19 protein-coding genes and 1 tRNA gene are annotated in these 25,300 nt (G+C 44.7%); 3 read left to right on the forward strand and 17 right to left on the reverse strand.

What is annotated here, in order from left to right; all coding sequences use genetic code 11:
* Positions 1 to 71: 71 nt before the first annotated feature.
* From pstS to nusA, 9 genes are all read right to left on the reverse strand, one after another.
* The gene (gene pstS, locus ABVC65_RS00980; protein ID WP_353582367.1) at positions 72 to 1,250 is read right to left on the reverse strand and encodes a phosphate ABC transporter substrate-binding protein PstS; all 1,179 of its coding nucleotides are present in this window, start codon (positions 1,248 to 1,250) and stop codon (positions 72 to 74) included.
* 283 nt (positions 1,251 to 1,533) lie between these two features.
* The gene (gene mtnN, locus ABVC65_RS00985; RefSeq protein WP_353582368.1) at positions 1,534 to 2,235 is read right to left on the reverse strand and encodes a 5'-methylthioadenosine/S-adenosylhomocysteine nucleosidase; all 702 of its coding nucleotides are present in this window, start codon (positions 2,233 to 2,235) and stop codon (positions 1,534 to 1,536) included.
* Positions 2,236 to 2,243: 8 nt separating this feature from the next.
* Positions 2,244 to 2,720, reverse strand: coding sequence for a hypothetical protein (locus ABVC65_RS00990; RefSeq protein ID WP_353582369.1), 477 nt, complete (start codon positions 2,718 to 2,720; stop codon positions 2,244 to 2,246).
* A 689-nt stretch (positions 2,721 to 3,409) separates the two neighbouring features.
* A complete protein-coding gene (locus ABVC65_RS00995; protein ID WP_353582370.1) occupies positions 3,410 to 4,669 on the reverse strand; it encodes a 3-deoxy-7-phosphoheptulonate synthase in 1,260 nt (419 codons plus the stop codon).
* A gap of 113 nt (positions 4,670 to 4,782) precedes the next feature.
* Positions 4,783 to 6,120 (reverse strand): riboflavin kinase, encoded by a 1,338-nt coding sequence (locus ABVC65_RS01000; protein ID WP_353582906.1) that lies wholly within the window; start codon positions 6,118 to 6,120, stop codon positions 4,783 to 4,785.
* Between the two features lie 89 nt (positions 6,121 to 6,209).
* Positions 6,210 to 7,412: a tRNA pseudouridine(55) synthase TruB gene (truB, locus tag ABVC65_RS01005; RefSeq protein WP_353582371.1), complete on the reverse strand. Its 1,203-nt coding sequence runs from the start codon at positions 7,410 to 7,412 to the stop codon at positions 6,210 to 6,212.
* A 36-nt stretch (positions 7,413 to 7,448) separates the two neighbouring features.
* The gene (rbfA, locus tag ABVC65_RS01010; protein ID WP_353582372.1) at positions 7,449 to 8,039 is read right to left on the reverse strand and encodes a 30S ribosome-binding factor RbfA; all 591 of its coding nucleotides are present in this window, start codon (positions 8,037 to 8,039) and stop codon (positions 7,449 to 7,451) included.
* 2 nt (positions 8,040 to 8,041) lie between these two features.
* Positions 8,042 to 10,963: a translation initiation factor IF-2 gene (gene infB / locus ABVC65_RS01015; protein ID WP_353582373.1), complete on the reverse strand. Its 2,922-nt coding sequence runs from the start codon at positions 10,961 to 10,963 to the stop codon at positions 8,042 to 8,044.
* A gap of 254 nt (positions 10,964 to 11,217) precedes the next feature.
* A complete protein-coding gene (gene nusA, locus ABVC65_RS01020; protein WP_004121389.1) occupies positions 11,218 to 12,267 on the reverse strand; it encodes a transcription termination factor NusA in 1,050 nt (349 codons plus the stop codon).
* A gap of 221 nt (positions 12,268 to 12,488) precedes the next feature.
* Between nusA and ABVC65_RS06555 the strand changes: the two genes are divergently transcribed.
* On the forward strand, positions 12,489 to 13,442 hold the full coding sequence (locus ABVC65_RS06555) for a hypothetical protein (RefSeq protein ID WP_435528266.1): 954 nt from the start codon (positions 12,489 to 12,491) through the stop codon (positions 13,440 to 13,442).
* Between the two features lie 469 nt (positions 13,443 to 13,911).
* Here ABVC65_RS06555 and ABVC65_RS01025 read toward each other — a convergent pair whose 3' ends face one another.
* From ABVC65_RS01025 to ABVC65_RS01060, 8 genes are all read right to left on the reverse strand, one after another.
* Positions 13,912 to 15,246 (reverse strand): C1 family peptidase, encoded by a 1,335-nt coding sequence (locus ABVC65_RS01025; protein WP_353582374.1) that lies wholly within the window; start codon positions 15,244 to 15,246, stop codon positions 13,912 to 13,914.
* A 179-nt stretch (positions 15,247 to 15,425) separates the two neighbouring features.
* On the reverse strand, positions 15,426 to 16,817 hold the full coding sequence (locus tag ABVC65_RS01030; protein ID WP_004124196.1) for a hypothetical protein: 1,392 nt from the start codon (positions 16,815 to 16,817) through the stop codon (positions 15,426 to 15,428).
* 109 nt (positions 16,818 to 16,926) lie between these two features.
* Positions 16,927 to 17,598, reverse strand: a complete 672-nt coding sequence (locus tag ABVC65_RS01035; RefSeq protein ID WP_016814623.1) for a pyroglutamyl-peptidase I — start codon at positions 17,596 to 17,598, stop codon at positions 16,927 to 16,929.
* A gap of 28 nt (positions 17,599 to 17,626) precedes the next feature.
* The gene (locus tag ABVC65_RS01040; RefSeq protein ID WP_353582375.1) at positions 17,627 to 18,592 is read right to left on the reverse strand and encodes a polyphenol oxidase family protein; all 966 of its coding nucleotides are present in this window, start codon (positions 18,590 to 18,592) and stop codon (positions 17,627 to 17,629) included.
* Between the two features lie 53 nt (positions 18,593 to 18,645).
* Complete coding sequence (locus ABVC65_RS01045) at positions 18,646 to 19,503, reverse strand: aldo/keto reductase (protein ID WP_435528267.1); 858 nt, start codon at positions 19,501 to 19,503, stop codon at positions 18,646 to 18,648.
* Between the two features lie 126 nt (positions 19,504 to 19,629).
* Positions 19,630 to 22,374 (reverse strand): polyribonucleotide nucleotidyltransferase, encoded by a 2,745-nt coding sequence (locus tag ABVC65_RS01050; RefSeq protein ID WP_353582376.1) that lies wholly within the window; start codon positions 22,372 to 22,374, stop codon positions 19,630 to 19,632.
* Between the two features lie 455 nt (positions 22,375 to 22,829).
* Positions 22,830 to 23,099 carry a 30S ribosomal protein S15 gene (gene rpsO, locus ABVC65_RS01055; RefSeq protein WP_004111957.1) on the reverse strand — a complete coding sequence of 90 codons (270 nt, stop codon included), beginning with the start codon at positions 23,097 to 23,099 and terminating at the stop codon, positions 22,830 to 22,832.
* Positions 23,100 to 23,244: 145 nt separating this feature from the next.
* Positions 23,245 to 23,925, reverse strand: coding sequence for a DedA family protein (locus ABVC65_RS01060; RefSeq protein WP_353582377.1), 681 nt, complete (start codon positions 23,923 to 23,925; stop codon positions 23,245 to 23,247).
* Between the two features lie 361 nt (positions 23,926 to 24,286).
* Here ABVC65_RS01060 and ABVC65_RS01065 point away from each other — a divergent pair, with 361 nt between their 5' ends.
* Positions 24,287 to 24,934 carry a teichoic acid transporter gene (locus tag ABVC65_RS01065; RefSeq protein WP_353582378.1) on the forward strand — a complete coding sequence of 216 codons (648 nt, stop codon included), beginning with the start codon at positions 24,287 to 24,289 and terminating at the stop codon, positions 24,932 to 24,934.
* A 163-nt stretch (positions 24,935 to 25,097) separates the two neighbouring features.
* Positions 25,098 to 25,170 (forward strand) — tRNA-Ala (locus tag ABVC65_RS01070).
* Positions 25,171 to 25,300 lie beyond the last annotated feature (130 nt).

A 25,300-nucleotide genomic window follows, 5' to 3' on the forward strand; every position in this document is an offset into this window, starting at 1 on the left:
TTGTAGTCATTATATAAATGCTATCAGTAGCAATATATTGACTACTCTAAAATCTTGGCAAAATACTATTTTTACTTGCTAATCGACTGAATCGACTTATTAATCCTGCCCATAAGTTTTTCTGGCAAAGGTGCGGTTCCAGCAGCACCTTGAGCCGCAGCCTGACCATCTTTGCTAACAACGTACGAAAGCCAAGACTTTGCAAATCGCGCTGTTGCAGCGTCTTTGTACGCATTGCACACAATATCGTAAGAAACTAGCACAATCGGATAAGCGCCTTTTTCTTCTGTTTTGTGGTTTATTTTAACAACAACGCGGTGCTTCGATTTTGCTGCAGCATCTTCGTCAACCTTTGAATCATTAACGGTTATAGAACCACCTTCTGGGCTAATCTCGTTGTAAGAATCTCCCACTTTTACTGCCACAGTTCCAAGCTTTCCAACTTGCGAAAAGTCCGCGTATCCAATCGCTCCGTCTGCCATGCGGATTGTGGATACAACGCCAGACGTGCCTTTTGCTCCCTGACCTACACTATTTGGCCAATTTTCGCTAAGATCGTAGGACCAATCGCTTGGAGCAACGTCTTTTATGTAGCTTAAGAAGTTCTGCGTTGTGCCAGACTTATCGGACCTGTGAACAACTGTAATCGGCTTATCTGGAAGCTTTAGCTTTGGATTTTGCGATTTAATCGCATCGTCATTCCAACGCGTAATCTTGCCGTCGAAGATTTTTGCGATTGTAGAAGCGTCCATATTTATGTGCTTTCCAGCATCCGAAACGCCTTTTAGATTAAAGATTACTGCGATTGGAGAAACGTATACTGGAACGTCGAAAGCTGTAGTGCCATTAGCGCAAACCGACTTTGATTTTTCTAGCTCATCATCGCTTAGCGATTTATCGGATCCAGCCCATGCTGTGGCTCCCGTCATAAATGTTGTAACTCCTGCGCCTGAGCCAGTTGGATTATAGGCGATTTTGGCGCCAGGATTCTTAGATTGGAATCCTGCAATCCACGCTTCTACAGCAACCTGCTGGGAAGATGCACCAGATCCTTGGAAGTTTCCTACGATTTTTGCAGAAGAATTTGTGGAGGATTGTGAACTACTTGCAGGAATATTATCTCCGCAAGCTGCAAGGCTCACTAAAGTTGCGGACGCTAACAATCCTGCTGCAACCGCGCGCATATTCCACTTTGTGTTAGATTTTATTGATTGATTTTTTACTGCATTTTTTACTGCATTTTTACGCATATTCTTCATTCCTTTCAAGAAGAATTGCCATTATGCCAGTCGATTCGCGTTTCTCGTATAACCTACCGCAAATCTTTCCTCTTAAATTAATTAAACTAATGTTCAAAACTGGCATCTTTTATTTCTTATTACCTTTTTCTTCTATTAACGATACCAATATTAAGAGGGGGGTAAAAACCTTGCCGCCAAAATCTAGTTACACCTAAAAAATGGCGGCATTTAGCGCTACTCGCCTTTTGATTGACAATGCAACGCGTCGGCGACCACATCGGCGTGTTGCATTCTACAAATTTCTAGCAATATTTACCGTCATTTTTGCGGCTGTATCCGCGTATTCGGATATGTCGAAAGTGTGAAACTCCTCGTATTTTGTGTCTGCATTGTCGCTCATTGCGCGCACAACTAACGCTGGAATGTCGTTTCTTGCAGCAACGTGAAGAATCGCAGCACCTTCCATTTCTACAGCATCCGCTTGAGTCACCTCAATTACTTCCGCCACTTTTTCGGGCGTGTCTACAAAATATCCACCAGAGGCAATTGTTCCCAAAATGTGATTAATGCCCATCTTTGTTAAAACATTGTCTGCTGTTTTAAGAAGATAATCGTCTGAATGATACTCGTTTGTAAACGGTTTCCACTGACTAATCATGCGCATGTCGGTGTCTAAATATCTTAATGTTTTTCCAAGAACAACATCATTCGTATGCAAATTTTTATTGAGATTTCCTGCAATTCCCGAAAAGATTACAGCCTGCGGCTTATACGCATCAATTAAATACTGCGCTGTTGCAGCGGCATTTACAAGTCCCATTCCGCCAACTGTTGCAGCCACTTCGATTTTTCCACCATCTTCGCATTCAAGCACACCGCAAGATACGTCAAGGCTAGCGGCATTATCATGCTTTACATTGCTAAGCGAGGCAGCAATGTGCGCAACTTCTTCTTCCATAGCGCCAATAATGGCAATTTTTGTAAATTTAGGCATTCGTCAAATCATCCTTTAATCTTGTGCGTTGCATTGCGTTTAATCAAAAATACGCTTACATAACACATAATAACAAAAGACGCGGTTGCGATTTTTAGCAAAGAGCTACACGTGAATTCAAACCAAGGATTTGTAACAGGGACATTCAAAAACTCCATGATTTGATCTTGAAGCGCCATAAACCCAAAGAAAGACGCTATTAGCAAAACGCAAATCGTAGATCCAACAACAAGACGCCATCCGCGCACAAAAACGCAAAGCACAATCAACGTAATAAACGGAACAATAACGCTAAACCATAGTGCAGAACAGGTAACAACAGTGTAGCCTTTGCTGTGAGTTCCACGATACCACGCAAACGCCAGAAGAAACGCGCCAACAAGCAGAAGTGCAAAAATCGCATATCGCGCGATTGTCAGGGCGCGGCTTAAAACGCTTTTATCTTGGGGAAGATTGTTACGCTCGGGGGCTGGCGATTCGCACATTTTGCACTCCTTTGTTCAAAAATGCTGCATATTTGAGGTTCTATTGTAATAGTTTGTAACTAAAAAAACACGGCGTGTCGTGTCGTTCGCGCAAGCTGGGTAGAGATTCGAGATTTTTCGCAGCGAATGAAGCGAACCTCAGCATGAAATGGTGATTCGCTGAAGCAGCAAGAAAAATCGAGAATCTCAGGCGACTAGCGATACGCAATTGTTCAAGCATGCAAGAGGGCTGGGTGATTCTTGGTCGAACAGTATAAGAGCGGCAGCCGATACCAAATAATCCAATGATCAACCACTACAAACAAACTTCAGCCCAAAAACAAAATCAAAGCCAAAACGGAACAACCGCAACAACAGACAACACGTAAGAGGCAGAGCGTTGTGCGAATCGACGACTTCGAGCTGCATAATGCGCGAGAAGTCACCTCGATTCGCTGAGCCGCTCAAACGTAAAGTCCAGTGGACTTTACGTGCGGCGAAGACGCGAGCGCGGCTAATCCGCGCGAGCGTAAACACCCAGCCCTCCTACAACACCAAGCAAGGGAAATCGTTCGCGCGGTCTAAGCGCGCGAACGTCTTCGCTTGCGTTGAAAGCACACTGTGCTTTCAACCTTAAGCAAGCTCAGCGCTCCGAATTGCCTTTTCGCGCTACGCTTTAAGTGAAAAGGCAGGTCGTCGCGCGCGACAAATCAAGACTTAAGTCGTCGAGCAGAAACAGCCTGCGCAAGAGTGTTAAGCAATTGCTCAGTATCTTCCCAAGAAATGCATCGATCCGTAATCGACTTTCCGTACTCAAGCTCACTCAAAGGCGCAGGATCTTGATTTCCGCCTTGCAAGAAGCTTTCCATCATAACGCCTTTAATGCCTTTTTCGCCGTGTGCAAAACGATCCGCAATATCTTGCACAACTTGAATTTGTCGATTCTCATCTTTGCCAGAGTTTCCGTGCGAGCAGTCAATTACAACGCCATTAGACGCCACGCAATTCGTGCCAAGCCTCAATCGAACTGAAGCAACGGCAGATGCAACAGAAGATGCGTCGTAGTTTGGACCCTTGCTAGAGCCGCGCAAAACAACATGACAATCAGGGTTTCCAAGTGTTTGTACAGCGCACGCACGTCCAAGATGGTCAATTCCAAAGAAAGTGTGATGCTGGCTGGCAGCTAGGCAGCCATTAACAGCAGCCGTAACAGAGCCATCCGTAGCGTTTTTAAATCCAACTGGCATAGAAAGACCGCTAGCAAGCTGGCGATGAATTTGCGATTCCGTGTTGCGCGCGCCAATCGCCCCCCAGCTAACCGCATCCGCAATAAACTGTGGGCTAGTAGGCTCCAAAAATTCGGTTGCTGCAGCCAAACCAGCGTCTAGTACTCCGAGAAGTGTGCGACGCGCTAAAAGCAAACCCTTGTGAATATCGTGCGTACCGTCAATATCTGGGTCGTTTATCAAACCTTTCCAACCAACTGTTGTGCGCGGTTTTTCAAAGTAAACGCGCATAACAATCAAAAGCTCGCCTTCGAGCTTTGCGCGCAAATCTGCCAAGCGAGACGCGTAGTCAAGAGCCGCAGCAGGGTCGTGAACCGAACAAGGTCCGACGATTACAAGCAAGCGGTCGTCGTCTCCGTTAAGGCATCTACGGATTTCATCGCGCGATTCGGCAACAATGTCTTGAGCGTATGGAGAAAGTGGCAACTCACCAAGCACTTGTGCAGGAGTGGGAAGCGGCTCCAACTCCAACACGCGACGGTTGATTATACGATCTACTCCAACCTGGTCTTCCCAGCGCTCGAATTTAGATGAATCGAGTGGATTTTTCCCTTCTTCAACAGCTTTTTTAACAGCACGAGCATCCGAGTGATTTAAGGCGTTGCTGTTAAACGATTTACAATTAAGATCACTTGTACTAGGCTCAATACCACTAATATCGCTGCTATTAATATCCAACTCCATAATCACCGCCAATCTTAAGCACAAAACACCACAGCTTCAGCCAATAATCTGATTAAATCAGATTCCAATCAAGCTAGATTAAGAAAAATCAGCCTAAACTAATCTAAACCAGCTTATCGGTTTTCAGCATCAGTTATTTCTCGCACTTTCTCAACATCGTGTCTCACAGCATCCTTAAGACTTTCAACAGAATCGAAGGCATGTTGAGAACGTAAGAATTGCGCAAATTCAATGCAAATGCGATGACCATACAAATCCTGCCACTTATCCGTTAGAGCATAAGCTTCAACCACGCGATTTTCACTATCATTAGGATACGTAGCAGAATCGTCGCCAAAATCAGAGATAGAATCAGATTCAAAGATATCGCCAGAATCACCAGAAACTACATTCTTAACAGAAGCACCTTCATTCGACTCAGCAAAAGTTGGCTTAGTTCCAATTGAAATCGCAGCAGCCCAACGCCATGGCGAATGAACTCCAAGATGCAACTCATCCTTACGCAAAACGCCAACACTCGGAATACTAGAAGAATGCAAATTATCTGCACTAGCCTCGTCCGCATCTAAATCAACAATCCAACCAGCGTAAACTCCATCAACAGGCACATACCCATCAATACGCTCACCCAAATTCACTGTTGGGAAACCGATTTCACGACCGCGCTCGGCACCATGAACCACAATACCCTCAACTCTATGCGGTTGACCAAGAACATCCCTAGCATCGCGAACCCTACCATTCGCGAGCATCCATCGCACATTCGTAGAGCTCCAAGCACGAACCTTCTTATTCGGCATACCTTTACTCCAAGCGCGATATTCCGCCTTGTTCATACCATCCGCAGGATCTTTTGGCTCCCCGTCTTCAGACGGAACTTCTGGCACAATTGGGTCTGGAACACGAACATCCCCTGGACCAAAATCGTCTACCACAACCAAATCAAAAACGCCCGTAGCTTGCGCAAGCTCCTTAATCGCATGAACATTACCAGCCCTACGCGCTCCAAGAGCTGCATCCGATCCGAGCACAAGTGCACGCATACCGAGTTTTCCAACAAGCTGGCCCAGGAAGAATCTGTATGATTTTGCAGCAAAAGCTAAGCTATATCGAACAATAATCACATGATCCACGTCTAACTGCTGCAAAACCCTAAGACGCTGACGAACACTTGTTAACGCCTGCGAATCCACTGGAATCTGCGCGTTATCTCCAAAATCGTCGAATAAATCTGGGTTTTCGTGAACCACGCTTGGTCGCGGATCAAACATTATAACCACAGAAAACGCATTGTTTTTGCGAGCAAGATCAACGGTGCGTTCAATAACTTTTCTATGCCCTAGGTGCATGCCGTCAAACACACCTATCGTAACAATCGCCTTACGCTGAGCACTTAATGTTGGCCAATTAATCATGCCGTTGGCATCTGGTCGAATGTTGATGACCTTCATCATATCCTTACTATTCGCAACTATCCGAAATAAGCAGCATTACTGCCGCGAACCCTTATTTTCACACTATTAACTATTTTACCAGCAAACTAGCTTTGTACAAATACCACAATAGGTTTAGCTTCTATTTGATTTGTGTTTTTTTCATTTTTTTCTTGTGACTTGGAGAACGCGCTGCTCCCCCCTGCGGTTGCTGGCGACTTTTCAGCGGTTTCCAGAACTGCAACAACATCGTTTTGCACATCTTTTTCGGCTTTTACGTATGCAATAATATTTTTTTCATTAATCGCAGGAATCACTATTTTTCTGCCAAAACGCAAGTCTTTAGCCTGATTTTCGCTGATTTCAACTGTTTGCATGGTTAATTTTGCGGATTCAAACATACTTAGAACACGATTTTGTAAATCATAATTTTTTTGTGCAGATTTTTTGCAAGAAGAATCTCCAGATAAGTCGCCAGCAACCGAACAGTCAGAAGCACTGCCAGAAAAATAGTCAGAAACACTATCGTGTCTGTTAGTTACAACAGCCTTTGCGCGAGTCTGAGTAACGCCATTCTTGTCCGTAAATGTACGAATCCTAGTTTCAAGCTTAAGAACCCTACTATCTTCTACCGAAAATTCGCCAATCCGCGTTCGCCTAAGACTTACTAAATGTCCTCCTACACCAAGAACACGCCCTAAGTCGCGAGCAAGTGCGCGAATATACGTGCCACTAGAACAAGAAACACTCGCACGCACATCAACAACTTTTACACCGCTTACACCAACGTTAAAACGCGCATCCAGAAGCGAAAAGTCATGAATAACAACTTCTCGCGGCTCTAAATGAACATCTTTACCTTCACGCGCTAAGTCATAAGCACGCACACCGTTTATTTTAATAGCCGAAAAAGCTGTTGGCGTTTGCATAATGTGCCCAGTAAAATTCTTAGCGACTACGCAACGCAATTCTTTAAGAATCTCATCAGTATTTGCAGAGTTTAGAATGCCATTTTCATCATTAACGCTTGAAACAACATCACCATCAGCATCATCCGTATTGGTTGATTCGCCAAGACGAATCACAGCCTCATAAGTCTTATCGTGACCAAGCAAATAGTTAAGCAAACGAGTGGCGTTACCAAAACCAAGAATCAGCAATCCTGTAGCCATTGGGTCAAGAGTTCCCGCATGACCTACGCGTTTAGTGTGCAACAATCCTCTTGCACAAGACACAACGTCATGGCTGGTAACGCCTTTCGGCTTATCTACTAATAAAATGCCTGAAGATGATGTTTGAGAACTACTCATTACTAAATTTTATTTGATTAATTATTTTATTTAAAACTATAATTCCGAATGAGCAGAATCAGCTAAATCGTCGGTTGCTGGCGACTTATCTTCTACAAAATCGTTTTCGCTGTTCTCATAATCCTCATACCCGTCAAAGTCATCAGAATCATCAGAATCATCGAAATCGTCAAAATCGTCAAAATCCTCATCTTCACGAGGCTTTTTATACGGATCCTCTTCACCAGCGTAGCGAGCATTTTCTCGCGCTTTAGCCAATTCCTCATCACGCTTACGCGCGGCGACCAAAATGTCTTCAATCTCATGAGCTTCACTAGGAACCTCATCGTAAACAAATTGGATTTGAGGAGTTAAACGCAAGCCAGCCTTAGCTCCAACTAGAGTGCGCAAACGCCCCTTAGCCTGCTGCAAAGCCTGGGCTGCACGCTGACGTTCACCCTGCTCTTTGCCAACAGTACCAAGCTGTGTCCAATACACTTTAGCGATTTGCAAGTCGTTAGTAACTCTCACTTCTGTAATAGTCACATTAACAAGTCGCTTATCGTGTAAATGAGCCTCCATGTTAGACGCAATTACTCTGTGAATCAGAGCCGCAATTCGCGCGGCTCTAGGGTTTGTTCCTGCCATAATTACTTGCGCTCAATCTGCTTCATTTCAAAGGTTTCGATTATATCGCCAAGCTCAATGTCGTTAAAGCTGCCAAGGTTGATACCTGCCTCGTAGCCTTCGCTGACGGATTGCACATCATCCTTGAACCTACGCAAGCTGGAGATTTCAAGATCGTTGACAGTAGCAACACCGTTGCGCAAGATACGGCACTTCGTACCACGCTTGACTTCGCCATCTTGAACCATAACACCAGCAATATTGCCGAACTTGGAAGAACGGAAGATTTCGCGAATCTCTGAATGAGATGTAACAACCTCTTCAAACTCTGGCTTAAGCATACCCTTCAAAGCAGCTTCGATATCTTCGATAGCCTTGTAAATAACCGAGTAGTACTTGACTTCCACACCCTCGCGGTCTGCCAAATCAGCAACCTGACGGTTTGGACGCACGTTGAAGCCAATAATCACAGCCTTATCAACTGTTGCCAAGTTCACATCGTTCTGAGTAATTGCACCAACACCGCGGTGAATAACCTGAATTCCAACTTCGTCGGAAACCTCAATCTTCATCAAGGAATCTTCCAAAGCTTCCACAGAACCAGAAGAATCGCCCTTAATAACAATGTTGAGCATATCAACTTCGGACTTAGCGAACTGTTCCTTAAGGCTTTCAAGAGACACAACCTTGCGACGCTTAGCAAGCTGAGCTGCACGCTCTGTAGCAGAACGTTTCTCTGCAATCTGGCGAGCGGAACGATCGTCGGATGTAACTAAGAACAAGTCTCCCGCAGTTGGAACAGAAGTCAAACCAAGCACCTGAACTGGCGTAGATGGACCAGCTTCCTGCAAGTGGTTGCCATTTTCGTCGAGCATTGCGCGCACACGACCATAAGACGTGCCAGCAACAATAGAATCTCCGACTTTAAGCGTGCCTTGCTGAACAAGAACAGTAGCAACAGCACCACGACCCTTATCGAGTCGAGCTTCAACGGTTGCACCACGAGCATCCATGTTTGGATTTGCCTTAGGATCAAGCTCAGCGTCAGTTGTCAAAAGAACAGCCTCAAGAAGCTTATCTACGTTAGTTCCCTGCTTTGCGGAAATATCCACAAACATTGTGTCGCCGCCGTATTCTTCTGGCACAAGACCGTACTCTGTGAGCTGACCGCGCACCTTATCTGGGTTTGCTCCAGCAACATCAATCTTGTTTACAGCCACAACAATAGGCACGTGAGCAGCCTGAGCGTGGTTGATTGCCTCAACAGTTTGAGGCATAACGCCGTCATCTGCTGCAACAACAAGAATTGCAACGTCTGTAAGCTCTGCACCACGAGCACGCATAGCAGTAAACGCTTCGTGACCTGGAGTATCCAAGAACGTAATCTTGCGCTTGTCTCCATCTAAAGTAACCGTAACCTGGTAAGCGCCAATACGCTGAGTAATTCCACCAGCTTCGCGCGCTACAACATTCGACTTACGGATTGTATCGAGCAAACGAGTTTTACCATGGTCAACGTGACCCATAACGGTAACAACTGGAGGACGAGTTACAAGATTATCGTCTTCTTGAAGTTCCTCTTCGTCCAAATCAATGTCGAACTGTTGAAGAAGCTCTTTATCTTCTTCTTCTGCAGAAACGAGATTAATATTCCAACCGATTTCTTCGCCAAGAATCTGGAATGTTGTTTCATCCAAAGACTGAGTAGCTGTAGCCATTTCTCCAAGATGGAACAAAACGGTTACCAAAGCAGCTGGATTTACATCAATCTTTTCTGCCAAATCAGAAAGAGTTGCACCTTGACGAAGTCGAATTGTAGCGCCATTTCCAGAAGGAATACGCACGCCACCAATCACTGGTGCTTTAAGCTCTTCGTATTCTCTGCGCTTTGCAAGACGGTTCTTGCGAGCCTTAGAAGACTTTCCACCCTGACGACCAAATGCGCCTGCAGCACCTGCGCGACCGCGACCACCTCCACGAGATGGACCAGCATTTGGAGCGCCAGCAGCTGCAGCTTGGAAGCTTGCAGCCTGATTTGCATTAAAGCGCGATTCTGCAGATGGACGAGAGCTTGCGCTATTACCGCCGCCCTGACGATGTGAACCAGACCACTGCGAAGAGCGGTTTGAACCATTACCGCCGCCCTGACGAGCGCCTCCGCGACCGCCGCGACCGCGACCACCGCCGTTGCCATTACCGCCGCCTTGACCAGGCTTTGCTCCACGAGAATTTTCTGCAGCAGCGCCTGGACGTGACATTGGGTGAGGACGAGGAATATCACCAGGTGTAGGAGCGCGCATACCTTGCTTTCGGCTGAACGGATTGTTACCTGGACGAGGAGCAGAACCAGAACCAGCACCCTGATGCGGACGAGGGCGTGGAGGCATCTGAGAAGAACGATCTGACTTAGAAGAACGATTTTCGCCGCGCTTATCGCCTCGTGCATCGTTACGATTTTCGCTACGCTTATCGCCTCCACGCTTAGAATCAGCGTTAGCGATAGCATGTGGCTTTACGTGACCAGCAGAAGGCTTAGGAATTACACCATTTGGAGTGGAAGATGAATGATTTCCTTTATTGTCACTATCATCATGATTATCATGTGACTTTTGCGAAGATTGCTGTTTTTCTGAAGACTTATCCAAATTTCGTTTTTCAGCATTATTCTGAGCCAACGACTCCGCTTTATTAGAAGAATGATTAGTCTTATTCGAAGAATTATCAGCATTCTTATTTGCAGAAGGTTTCGCATCATTCTTTGCAGCAGACGATCCAGAAGATGATCCAGCGGACGCAAACTCTGTTTTTAATCTACGTGCAACAGGAGCCTCTACTGTTGAAGACGCGGACTTAACAAATTCGCCCATGCTCTTCAACCGCTCCAACACGGTTTTGCTGTCTACACCAAACTCTTTAGCTAGTTCGTATACGCGCTTTTTTACCACTCAGTGTTCTCCTCAGTCTGTGGCAGCGCAAAACGAACGCAGCCACTTTATATTTTTATAAGATTCTTATTCTTATGCTCTTTAGTGAGATACCTCATAATGCGATATCTCATCGTGCGACCATGATTTCAACCATGATTTTCTGTACCTCGTTCCCACTAGGCAGAAAGCTGCGCATAAGCCCAAATTGCAGCTTTCAGCATACTCGAAACGTTGGATTCTCGGGAGTGTCGCTAATGCTAATCCACGGGATGTTACTCTGCTGAAACCTTAGAATCAGCATTCATTTCTTCCTGCTTCTTAGCATGTTCTTCCGCAGACTCAATACCAATCTTCCAACCAGTAAGTTTTGCTGCAAGCCTTGCATTTTGACCTTCCTTACCGATAGCAAGAGAAAGCTGAGAATCATGAATAAACGCTACAGCCGTCTGGTTCTTTTCACTAACAACATGAACCTGTGTTGCTGTTGCTGGAGAAAGAGCAGCGGCAACAAACTTCGCTGGATCTTCCGACCAATCAACAATATCTATTTTTTCTGGACCAAGATTTTCCATAACAGCACGAACACGAGAACCACCAGGACCGATCAAAGCACCCTTTGGATTAACACCTTCCGTGTTGGCACGAACAGCAATCTTAGTGCGAGCGCCAGCTTCGCGAGCAATAGCCATAATCGAAACTGCTCCAGAAACAAGTTCTGGAACTTCGCGCTCAAAAAGTCTACGAACAAGATCAGGATGAGACCTAGAAACAACGATTTCTGGACCACGCAAACCACGAGCAACGTTCACAACGTAAACACGAATACGCTCACCATGGCGATATCTTTCGCCTGGAACCTGCTCACGACGTGGTAAAATCGCCTCAACATCTCCAACAGCAACATGAATATTAGAAGGATCTTTAGAATCCTGCTGCACAACGCCGTTAATCAGCTTTCCTTTTTGTCCAGAAAAAGCACCAAATACGCGGTCATCTTCTACTTTACGGAAAAGTTGAGTAATAACCTGACGTGCCGTAGCAGCAGCAAGACGTCCAAAATCACGAGGTGTATCATCGTATTCTTCACCAAGAGTTGGTGCTGGATGAGGATTATCTTCCGTAGGAACTCCAGGAATCTCGTCTTTTGCCCACACTGTAAAGCTGCCAGCACGCTCATCTAATTCAACGCGAGCATGCCTAGCTGGGTGAGAAGTCTTCATGTATGCAAGACGCAAGGCCTCGGCGAGTGCCTCGTCCAGCTCCTCGGCATTAATCCCCTGCTGCGCCGCAAGCTGATGCATTCCCGCCAAATCCAATTCCATCGTGCATGTCCTCCTGTTGAAAATTCATTTATAAATTCACTTATAAAATTAACTTATTTTTCTTTTATCACGATTCGCACACAACAAACGCGTTAAAATCTAAACCTAACGACGGCTGTAAAGCACAAAATCTTATGACTGCAATTGAAAATGTTAAGCATACAATGCCAAACGCAAAACAAGCAAACATTGGTCACAGTCACGGACTATTTTAGTAGATTATGCAGACACAGTTTGTTTTGTTAAGAAGCCTATTAGAGCGCACAAAACACAATAAAAAGCGCAGTCAAAAGCATACGCAAAATCATCTTTTAATAGTTGCATCATTAATGGCAATAACAATGCTTTTCAGTGCATGTTCTAGTACAAAAGAATTAAAAAACAACAATCTGAATTCTTTGCAAAACCACGAACCTTGCTACAAAATTATGCAAAAAGCAAAATCAAGCCAAGAAAAAGTGGATAAAAAAATAAATAATTTAACATCTAAAGACTTAAAGAATGCTTCTGACACATGGAAAAAAGTCGCAATTCAATGTAACAGTAGATTCGCTCAAGGCGTTGTGTTCAGTGCCCAAAACATTTGGAAATTAGCCAATTTAAATCAAACTGGAAATGCTGAAACAATTAAGCTAGCTGAGCAACTAGAATTAGACGCTTACAAAAAAATCCAAGACTTTGCAGACAATAACAAAAACCTATACTGGAATCATGATCCGCTAGCAAAAGCAGCTGTAGCACAAGACAAACTCGCATTTCTATTGCAAACACTAGCTGCTAGAGATGCAAAAAACGTTTCACTTCGGCAAAGTGACATGACGGCTACAATTGCAAACACGCTTATGCACTTTGCATCAAGTGGAAGTGACTTGCGTCAAAAAGTCTATGAGATACCTAAGCAAAACTTGGAATCAGGAATCGCTAAAGACAACGCCACAGGAAAAGAACTACCTATTGTTGCAATAGCCTATATGGATTGCGCAAGAGAAGAACTAGACGCGTTAAATCAAACGATTTTCCCAGTAAACAAAGATGGAAAAATCAACAATGACGCGATTGTAAGTATCGAAAATCAAGATTTTGTAGGGATACTTGCAGATATTGTAGTTTCACACATAATAAGCGCGTATTCAAACGGATATCCAACTGACGATTCTGCAATCTTTGAACAATAAACGCACTAACCTAGCAACTTCGAGCTTAAAGCGTAGCGCGAGAACGACGTAACCACACTCACATAAGCGTAATCCTATTCCCGCGTTTGTTCCCTTTACCCCACGTTTGTTCCCTTTTTGACCCATTTGGTAAACAAAAGCTGGAACACTTGCCCGCGTTTGTTTACGCATTTGGCAATTTTGGGAACAAATGCGGGAACACTTGCCCGAGATTGTTTACGTATTTGGTGATTTTGGGAACAAACGCGGGATAAAAGAAACAAAAACAAGCGAAGACTCGAGCGCACTCGAGTAGGCTAAACTAGACCACACATGGCGTGGATCCTGCTGCGTCAATCGAGACGCAGCAGGCCGCGTTCGCGCGGTCTAAGCGCGCGAACGTCCTCGCCGCAGCAGAAGCACCACACTGTGCTTCTGCCTTAAGCGGCTCAGGCGCACTCGAGTAGGCTAATTTCCTAGTGAAATTAGCCTAGGCGAGTGCGCCCATTGGGTCCCACGCTGGCAAAACGATTGCTGGCTCTTCAAGCGCCTTGCGATACTCCTCCGGCAAAAGCGCCTTAGGCACAGCCACCTCATACACGTACTCAGTAAACCAATCGTCGCTCATAGTAAAGTAACCCTTGTCGGCAATATCCGCACCCCAAGAGTTCTCCACGCGCCAGCGGCGAGTAGTTGTACCATCATCAGCAACGTCAACTCCAGCAAACGCCATCGCATGGTTCATAGCCGAATCAGCAAAACGCACGCGCTGCTCCTTGTTTAAATCAAAATCAACGCCGTAAACGCGATCATACTCAAACAAGTCCGTAGCCCAAGCACCGTTTACGCGATCCATCATAGGATGGCAATCCGCGCCAAACCAAACTGGAATGCCCTGCTCAACGAGGATCTTACGCACACAATCCTTCATAAACTGATTTGGTACGTTCAAATATTCCGTAGCGTCTCCACCAGCGACGTTACCCAAGTGCTCAATCGCAATCTTCTTGCCTTTTGGATGCTCCGCACGCGGGTCGTCTACTAAGCAAACGTAATCTTCCAGCCCAGCTGTAACGTACTTCTTCCAAAACTCAACTGGCGTAATCTCGCCATCGCGATGGAACTTTCCATCCTCGTCCGTCCACTCCCAGTCAAAGCTCTTTGGCGGCTCGCCCAAGTGGATTGTAAGAATCCTATGACCTGCAGCAGTCGTTTCCGTAATTATGTCGTCAATATCTGCAGCATTAGCGTACATGTGTGCAACAGCTGTTCGCAGCAAACGGCGAAGCTGAGTGTTCATAGCATCCGTATCTTTAGACGACTCCGTTTCTGGATACAAGTCTTTAGGCACGGCACCATACTTCTTATATACGTTCATAGCCATTGTCCACTGACCGCCGTCACCCATAACGTCGTGCAACAAATGCTGAACTAGTCTAGAATCAGCTGGTTCACCAGAGCGAACAAGAGCCGCAACATCCTTTAAGAAATAGTTGATTCGCTCAAGCTTATCGAAATACATTGCGTAATTTTGCGAAAACTCAAAATCCTTAACTTTAAGCGATTTTTTAGCCACAAATCGCGCAACGTTCAAAGAGCTAAATAGCCAGCAGCGACCAGAATGATCCTGATGCCTTGCGTCACCATTGTCCACAACCGTTGAGAATCGGCGCTGCAATAAACGCGCGCGGTCATAGTTGCGCGCTACCTTGTCGATTCCAGCGGCAGTAACGCCGTTCATTGCTAAACGATTCAATGGATTTGCATCAAAATCGTCACGCAAACCTTGCAAAGCCTCGGCACTTAATTCAGAGATCTCAGTCACTGTCTAACCTTTCTTGTTTTCCTTATTTTATCTTTATTTTTTATAGTTTATTTTAGCTTTTTTCGCAAATCTTGCGTCCTGCTTGCGACTTTTCCGTGAAATCTCTTTACTGATTTTCTTTATGAGTTTTCACTTATAAATCCGCCACACAGCGCAATTCGCCACTCGCTACTCGCCACTCAGGATTCCTGCGCAATAGCTTCTTCAACTTGAGCTTGTGCGTCTTTCCTTGCCTGTTTTTGAGCGTCAGCATTGCTATTATTCGAAGCATCCACATCTGCAGAATCGCCAGAATGCCCCTGTTCAGAAGCCGCATCACCAAAATCAAATCCAGAAAAAGCGTTTGCAAACAAAGACCTTAGCTCGGTAACACGCTGCGTGATTTGCGCTTCTCTATGCTGCAGCTGTGTTAGGCGCGCCGTCATACCATCCAGCTCCTGCTGAGCTGCTGCCCTGCGCTCTTCCACTTGAGCCGTGGCATCTTGCATAGCTTTACGAACGATTTGCGCAGCCTGAGCATCTGCATCCTTATGTGCCTGTGCCGCATAATTATCCGCATCCTGATGAACAGTTTTTGCCCTAGCAACAAGCGCATCAGCTTCTTCTTGAGCAGCGTGTTCTCGCTCTTTCAAGCCAGATATAAGTTCGTTCACCTTTTTTGTGGCTTCTTCTTGCTGAGCTGCAATATCGTTTCTAATTTGCTCAACTTCTGCACTAACCTGGCTTAGCGTGCGCGTGCGCTCAACCTGCGCTTCGTCCGCAATCTCCTGTGCTTTTGCCGCAGCAGCATCTGTAATTTCTCCAGCCTTGCGCTGCGCATCCGCCATCATCTTTGTTGCTCGCTCCTGCATGTCTGCAAGTTTCTTGTTTGCTTCTGCCAAAGCCGACTCAATCTGGTCATTTGTCTCTGCTTTAGCATGAGCAATTTCCGCGTTTGCCGCAGACCTCTGTTCCGCGATTTTCTGCGCTGCATCCGCTTTTAGCTGCGCAATTGCACGCTCCTGCTCGGATTTTTCGGATGCCATTCGCTTCGTGTGCTCTTCTCTAGCGTTGTTTATTTCCAGCGTTGCAGCATCTCTTTGCGCAGTAACATCTTTATTTGTTGTTTCGCGCAAACGCTGCGAGTCTTCTTTTGCCGCACTCGTCATCTGGCTTGCCTTGTTGCTTGCTGTAGAAAGCAGCGTATCCGCTTTTGTTTGAGCTTCTTGCAGCAAATGCTCTGCGTCTAATTTTGCATTGTTCAGCAAGGTTCCAGCCTGCGCTTGAGCCGTTTTTTTAATCGACGCAGCGTCTTGTTTTGCGCGTTCAATTAGCTGCGCACTCGTCTGTTCTGCAGACGCAAGTAATTGTTGCGCATTTGCGCCCAAAGATGCAAAAGTATTCCCACTTTTTGCACGTTTTACATTATTTTTTTCTTCTTGCAATTGTGCTTGCAATTGAAGAATAGATTCGTCACTAGATCGCACTTGCTCACGCAGACGCGATATTGTGCGCTCGTAGTTAGAAAAGGCTTCGTTGACTTTATCTTTGTCGTATCCGCGCAAAGCAGTTGGGAAACGATCTGGCACCATAGTTTTTCCTTTCACAAACCCCCGCACGATTCACTAACTTATCGTGCACACTCCATCAGCAATAACGCTATCACTTTAGGCGCAAAAACACTCGGGCGTGTCGAGCGAACTACTCGAGCAATATGCTTAAAGATGAAGGTTTCATATAGTATTTTACGGCTTCACGAATTATGTTTTGACCAGCTTTTATTTGCGAATCTAACGGCAGCCCATGCCTAGCGTCATGAGTTGCAACTACTGGAGGAAAACTTACGAAACCTGCAATTATGCGCTTTTTAGAATTATTCGACGCCCAATCCAGCAATCTATAAAACAGCGAATTGCAAACGTATGTTCCTGCATCCGAGCTTAGTGTTGACGCTATTCCGTCGTGAGCAAAATCGTTTAGAATCATTCGTAATGGCAACCTGGTCCAATACGCAGATGGTCCATTTTCAACAATTTGTACACTTTGTGGAGTGTGGTTATCTACGTCTGGTTTAGTTGCGTCCATAATATTTGTGGCACACCGTTCTAATTGCACTCCGCGAGCAGTATGTTTTACTCCTGTTGCAATTACAATATCCGCATTTTGCGCATTAATCGTTTCTAAAAGCTGAGGCCATGCGTTTGCAAAGCTAATCGGCAGCATTACAGACTTGATATTTACGCTAACATCTTCTGGAAGATCAAGCCCCTGACTTGAATATTGTTCTAAAGTCAATGGCACTTCATAAGACGGGTTTACGCTAAGATCAGCATATGGTCCAAATCCTGAAATAACTACGTTAATTTGCTTCATAACAATAGCTTTCTACACAATTAGCTTTCTACTTGTCTTTGACTATAAGCGCAAGCAATCGTCCTTCATGTGATTTTCCAGCAAGACCCGCGCGTCTATGAGAATACCAGAGTGGATTTTCCAACGTACACATTGGGTTTTGCAACGCCTGAAGGCGACTTTTCAGCGTTCCACCTTCGCGATCAACATCGCAAACTGTACTCAATTCTTCGTCTTCTGCCAAATATTGAGTTGCGGCTGTAACTCGCGGCAAAGCATCAACAATATTTGCAACTCCTGCGAGCGCTAAATCAATGCGGGCAGCTTCAGCAATATCAATTCCCACTCCACCAAAACGCGTTTGTGTTATAGTTTGTGGATATCTGCGTTCAAAGTCGCTAGCTATTTCTTCGCCAACTTCATAGCAATCGCCACAAATGCATGGTCCAAGAACAGCTGTTATATTCGAGCGTTCGGCTCCTTTTTCACACATTGCTTCAATAGTAGAATCAAGTACTCCAGACATTAAGCCTTTTCGTCCGCAATGCGCTGCAGCTATTACTCCAGATTCACTATCGGCAAGTAAAACTGGTAGGCAATCTGCAGCAAACATTCCTAAAGCGAGTGAGCATGCTGTTGAAACTTGCGCATCAGCCTCAATTCGCACTTTGGAATCTGCAAAACCCGTTGCATCAAAACCGTACGGCGTGTTCCACGAATGGATTATTGTATCTGCATCAAATACGTTCCTGCCGTGTACCTGGCTAACAAGACACAAGTCGGCTTTAAGAGTGTTTTGCAAAGCGGAACGGTTGCTAAACACAGCTTTAGCATCGTCGCCAGCTTTGCCACCTAGGTTAAGCGACGCAAAATCACATTCGGAAATTCCACCTAATCGTGTTGTAAAAACGGCGTGAGCGCGCGATCCCAATGGCACTGGAATTGTGACTGGAATTGGCAATCCATGCTCGTCTTCGTGAGCAAGTGGCATTCCTGCTACGCTAGTTTCCTGCATATTATTCGCTTTCGTTTTGTTTTATTTGCCGTAAAAGTTATTTGCCGTAACAATTAGCCCAAATAAGCTAATTCTTCATCGCTTAACTGCAAATCCGCAGCTTTTAGACTATCCAATATTGTAGCTGGCCTATGAGCGCCTGGAATAACAAAAACGTTATTTCCCTTAGCAAGCTCCCAAGCCAAAACAACCTGTTGATAGCTAACTTTATGAGCATCTGCCACTTTGCGGAATGGGTCAAAAAGATGCTCGTCGTATGGGTGGCGGAATCCTCCAAGAGGACTCCAGCAAACAAACGCAATACCAAGCTTCTTGCAATACTGCAACGTGTCTTCGTTTTCTAAATGCACTGGCGAATACTGGTTTTGTACAGCCACAAGCTTTTCTCCCAGAATCCCGCGCGCAATGTCAATCTGCTCAACAGATGCGTTAGAAATACCGATTTCGCGCGCAACTCCTTCATCAAGCAACTGTTGCATTGCTTCAATCGATTCGTTATACGGCACTTCTGGATCTGGCCTGTGGAAGTAAAGCAAATCAATCGTATCTACGCCAAGAGCCATTGCCGACTCTTTAGCGTGAGCAATCAAATGCTCTGGCTTACCATCTTTACCCCATGTTGGCTTTCCATCTGTAAAGTTGCGGAAGTGACCGACTTTTGTTGCGACTAAAATAGAAGACTTGTCGCCTTTCCAACTTTCTAAAGCCTCGCGAACAAGCTTTTCTCCAGTTTGTTCCTCGCCGCCAGAACAATAGTATGCCCATGCTGTATCGATATGAGTGCATCCAGCATCAAGAGCTGCATTAATAGTGTCAATACCCATATCGTGTCCAAGATTGTTTTCAATCGTCAATGGCATTTCACCAAAACCAATAGCAGTGGTTTTAAATGACCCTAAAGTGCGATCCATAATAATATTTCCCTTATTTTAAGCCGTTTTAAAATGCCCCCAAGTGCAAAAGCTACTTGAAGGCATTTAGAATTATTTTTATTTTATGCGACTACGCTTTTGTGCGTTCATCTATTTGACTTAAGATTAATCCTCGTCAAATGGGTCAAAATCGCGACGGATCCTACGACGAGGACGCTCAGAACGCTCTTCGCGAGATGCGCGATACTCATCATAGTGATCGTCATCAGCTGCGTAACGTGGGTTACGGTCGTTTCCATGACGATCGGAATTGCGACGAGCAGACCTATCTTCATGACGATCATCGCGATTATCCCTGCGATCATCCCTATCATCATAACGATCTTCACGCGGAGCACGGCGGCGAGGACGATCTTCAAAATCGTTGTCATCGTAACGATTATCCCTGCGATCATCCCTTCTGGAAGAACGATCCTCATAACGGTCAGAACGATCGCTTCTATCGTTTCGATCATTCCTATCGTCATAACGCGAATCGCGATCATCACGAACATTACGACGACGAGGACGATCATCCCTATCGCCCCTATCATCCCTATCGTCACGTGGAGCGCGTCGGCGATCGCTTCTGCGATCATCCCTATCATCGCGATCTTCACGAGGAGCGCGACCACGGTTTTCGCGAGGCGCTGGAGCAGAAGATTCCTGATTCTCAAAACCTGGAATAGCCAAAGAAATCTTACCGCGTTCATCCACGCTTTGTACGATTACTTCTACGTTATCGCCTTCCTTAAGCACATCTTCGACGGTATCAATGCGCTCACCATTAGCAAGGTTACGAATCTGAGAAATATGCAACAAGCCGTCACTTCCAGGAGTCAAGTTTACGAAAGCACCAAAGCTTGTTGTCTTAACAACCTTACCAGTGAAAGTTTCACCAGCTTTTGGAATACGAGGATTTGCAATAGAATCAATGATTTCCTTCGCCTTCTGAGCAGCTTCACCACCTTCGGAAGAAATATAAACAGTACCGTCATCTTCAATAGCAATCTCGGCACCAGTTTCTTCCTGAATTTGGTTAATCATCTTGCCCTTAGGACCAATAACTTCACCAATCTTGTCTACAGGAATCGTAGTTGTGATAATGCGTGGAGCAAATGGGCTCATCTCAGCTGGGCAATCAATGCACTCGTTAATAACTTCAAGAATCGTTGCACGAGCTTCGTGAGCCTGCTGCAAAGCGGCAGCCAAAATATCAGCTGGAATACCATCAAGCTTAGTATCAAGCTGCAAAGCAGTGATGAACTCGGAAGTACCAGCAACCTTGAAGTCCATATCTCCGAAAGCATCTTCTGCACCGAGAATATCGGTCAAAGTCTTGAAGATATGCTTTCCATCAACATCTCCAGAAACCAAGCCCATAGCAATACCAGCAACTGGAGCCTTCAAAGGCACACCAGCGGCGAGCAAAGAAAGCGTAGAAGCGCAAACGGAACCCATAGAAGTGGAACCGTTAGAACCAATAGCCTCAGATACCTGACGAATAGCGTATGGGAACTCTTCGCGACTTGGCAAAACCGGCACCAAAGCCTTCTCTGCTAAAGCACCGTGACCGATTTCACGACGCTTAGGGGACCCAACGCGACCAGTTTCACCAGTGGAATATGGAGGCATTTCGTAATTGTGCATATAACGCTTAGTTTGCGGACCAGAAAGTGCATCTACCTGCTGTTCCATCTTAAGCATATTCAAAGTAGTTACGCCCAAAATCTGGGTTTCACCACGCTGGAAGAGCGCAGAACCATGAACGCGAGGAACAATATCAACCTCGGCAGAAAGCGTACGAATATCGCGCAAACCGCGTCCATCAATACGATAATCTTCCGTCAAAATACGACGACGAACAATCTGGCGCTGCAACTCCTTAAAGGCGTTACCAAGCTCCTTTTCCTTCTCCTCATCGTCCATATCGGTAAACTCTTCAGCGATTGCAGCACGCACGCCTTCCTTAATCTCCGCAATACGGTCTTGGCGTGGAAGCTTTTCAGCAATAGAAAGAGCCTCGTTCAAATCAGCATGAGCAATCTCATCGATTCTGGCATAAAGTTCGTCAGTGTACTCTGGGAAGAGTTGGAATTCCTTGGTTTCTTTAGCAGCAATACGCTTCAACTCGTTCTGAGCGTCGCAAATAACCTTAATAAACGGCTTTGCGGCTTCCAAACCACCTGCTACGACTTCCTCATCTGGCTTGATTTGACCCTCATTGTAAATCAAATTCCAAGCGTTCTTACCAGCACCAGCTTCGATCATTGCAATAGCAACATCGCCATTTTCAATAACACGACCAGCGACAACAATCTCAAATACTGCACGCTCGCGCTCACTCCAACGTGGGAAAGCAACCCACTGACCATCAATCAAAGCCAAGCGCACACCGGAAACTGGGCCTTCAAATGGCAATCCAGAAATCATAGTAGATGCAGATGCAGCATTCAAAGCAATAACATCGTATGCATCATCTGGATTAATCGCCAAAATCGTTTCCACAACCTGCACTTCGTTACGCAAAGTGTGTGGGAACAATGGGCGCAATGGGCGATCGATAATACGGCACGCAAGCGTTGCTTCGTTAGAAGGACGGCCTTCACGACGGAAGAAAGATCCTGGAATCTTTCCAGCAGCATACATTTTTTCTTCCACATCAACAGTTAATGGGAAGAAGTCGTAATTTTCCTTTGGACTAGATCCTGCAGTCGTCGTAGACAAAATCATGGAATCATCATCCAAATATGCGGCAACAGCACCGTCTGCTTGCTGAGCAAGGCGACCAGTTTCAAAGCGTAGCGTACGCTTTCCAAATGAACCATTATCAATAACGGCTTCTACAGCCTTAATTTCGGGACCCTCCACGGGTTCCTCCTTTTCTTAACTTACCTAATCAACCAACATGCGTAATAACATTGACAACTTCGCTTTTGTTATTTGTTTACCTCTAACATCCACGCGAATTTTGCAAATTTGCATATGTCAATGTTTCATTTCGTAGTGTTTTTTGTTTCGGCTACTTCAATCATCCATATTCAATTATGCTTCTAAATCTTCAGTTATAAATCTTATGAATCCTAAATTCTAAAATCCAAAAACAGAAGTCTCTACAATATTTTCTCTAGTTCTTTTCTATAACTTTACAAATTAGACACTATAAGTCTGTTTAAAACTGATAGATACTAATAGATTTAATTCAAGCTTTTTAATTCTACTTCAAACCCACTAAAACCGATAAACCTAATAAACCCGACAAATACACAATGAAAATATTCATCATGAAAATATAAAAGCCCGAGCTTATGCCCGGGCAAAAAGACTTATCGACGCAATCCGAGTCGATCAATCAAAGAACGATAACGGTTGATGTCTACACGCTTCAAGTAATCAAGAAGACGACGACGATCACCAATCATGAGCATCATACCACGACGAGAGTGGTGATCATGCTTATGCTCCTTCAAGTGATCAGTAAGGTCAGCAATACGCTTGCTCAACAAAGCAACCTGGACCTCTGGGGAACCCGTGTCACCCTCATGTGTCGCGTATTCGTTGATGATGCTCTTCTTATCTTCAGCCGTCAATGCCACGGCGTCCTCCTTAATATCACTGCGCGGTGCTGCAACCTTATGATGCAGCGCTCTCAATCCGCGGGCGTTACACGCCAAATGTTGATTCTACAACAACGTGTTAACAAGATTAATTCGATTGAATACTCTTAACCCTACCAATACCCTACTTCTCCAAACGTTTCTTAGCTTTGTTAGCAACATGAGCTTTATAAAGTCCAATAAATGTTGGCACAAGAGAAATCAGCAGAATCGCCACTATAACAAGCTCAAAATTCTTCTGAACAAAAGGAATATTGCCGAAGAAATATCCGAGCATTGTAAAAAGCGACGACCATACCACTCCACCAAGAATCGAGAAAGGAGTAAAACGCGTCCAACGCATTCCAGAAATACCCGAAATAAAAGGCATAAAAGTTCGTATAAACGGGAAAAACCTACCAAAAAACACAGCGAGAGGACCCCATTTATCAATCATCTTCTCTGTTTTAGCAACGCGTTCTGGAGTCAATGCCTTAACTTTACCAGATTCAACAATTCTTCTGCCGAAAAAGTGTCCGATGAAATAATTGCACTGGTCGCCAACAATAGGTGCAATCCACACAACCGCAAGCAAAAGCATAAGCGGAAGAGAACTTTTACCAGTTTGCGAATCTGGAGCAGCAAAGAATCCTGCTGCAAAAAGCAAAGAATCTCCAGGTAAAAATGGGAAAAACACAACACCTGTTTCAATAAAAATGATTAAGAATATTAATCCCAAAGCAGGAGCTGTACCCATAGCAATCCAACCAGCTATAGCTGAACGCGGGTCTTTAAGAAGATTAAGAATAAAATGAATAAATCCCATAAGAATACCTAAAATCCTGTTTTGTAGTGCCGTGTTGCACTTGCTCTGCACGCATTTTGCGCGGATTAACAATTATATTGCACGCTTTAGATTATAAGATTACGATTTGAATCCCGACTTTGTTTCCTTTTTGAATCCCGACTTTGTTTCTCTAAAGACGATATTTGACTACAAAACCAGGAACACTCGCGCACTTACCTTGCACACGCAACACAAACTAACGATTCGAGATTTTTTACAGACAATCAGGCGTTTTTCGCGTATATTTTATTTTGCTGGTAATGTAGTCATTGAGAATTTGATATTACAAATTTGATCTAGCTTTAAAGTGTTTAACGCGTTTAAAGGAGAGTGGCAAAAGATGGATCAGCGTAAAGCAAACACTGATGCTAACGCAGATAAAACACTTGGATCACCTAACGAATTGGAATCTGAGCTATCGATAGCAGATATTTCCAAACGTCACTCTAATCCTAAACGCTGGATACTCTACTTTGCAGTGCTTCTAGCAGCAATAGTCATTCCATATTGGATAGGTAGAACATTAGCCGTACAACACACTTCATGGGTTGTTCAACATTATTCTGGTTTAACACCACAAGGCGTTGTGTTTATATCATGGGTTACAACCGTTGCAACAGCTACAACACTAGCAATGGCATTAATAGAGTCTAAAAAATGGCTGTGGAGATTCTTATTCGTTATTTTTCTAACGATTGAACAATTTATAAGCGGCTTATGCTTGCTAAGACTGAGCTTTTGGTACTCAACATACGTCGTTTATGGGTCTGCAGCTGGACTGGCTAATGCAGCAAACCTTGGAATAATATCTGCAGGATTTGGCGTTGCTGTATACGCTGTTTTATTCGTAGGACTACTTGTAATAGTGCCTAAAACATCACGCTTAAATGTGCTGACTCGCAGCTGGGCATCATTAATAATGTTCTATACTATTGAAGTCTTAGCGATTCTTGTGGTGATTTTTGGCGGATTTATGACAGCAATGTAGCTTCCACATATGCATACTAAATGTGTGTACTATATGAAAATACAAATAAGCATTAGGCGCATTATTATTGACATTTAAACGTTTTTTGCAACACTCCATACTGGTTTAGCATTGTACTTTTACGCACCTTGTAGTACAGTGTGCAGAGTTGTTGTAGAACAATGGGGCTATAGCTCAGTTGGTAGAGCGCTTCGTTCGCATCGAAGAGGTCGTGGTTTCGATTACCATTAGCTCCACTAAGCCCACTGCATTCATTCCACCGCAGTGGGCTTTTTCTTTTCTTACTCACTGCTGCGTGATTTTCCTATTTAGCGTTGTGAGAGGGCTGGGTGTTTATGCTCTCGCGTTATGGCGCAATATTCCTTG

Origin of the sequence: Gardnerella vaginalis, from assembly GCF_040427915.1 — a bacterium.
Lineage (GTDB): Bacteria > Actinomycetota > Actinomycetes > Actinomycetales > Bifidobacteriaceae > Bifidobacterium > Bifidobacterium vaginale_C.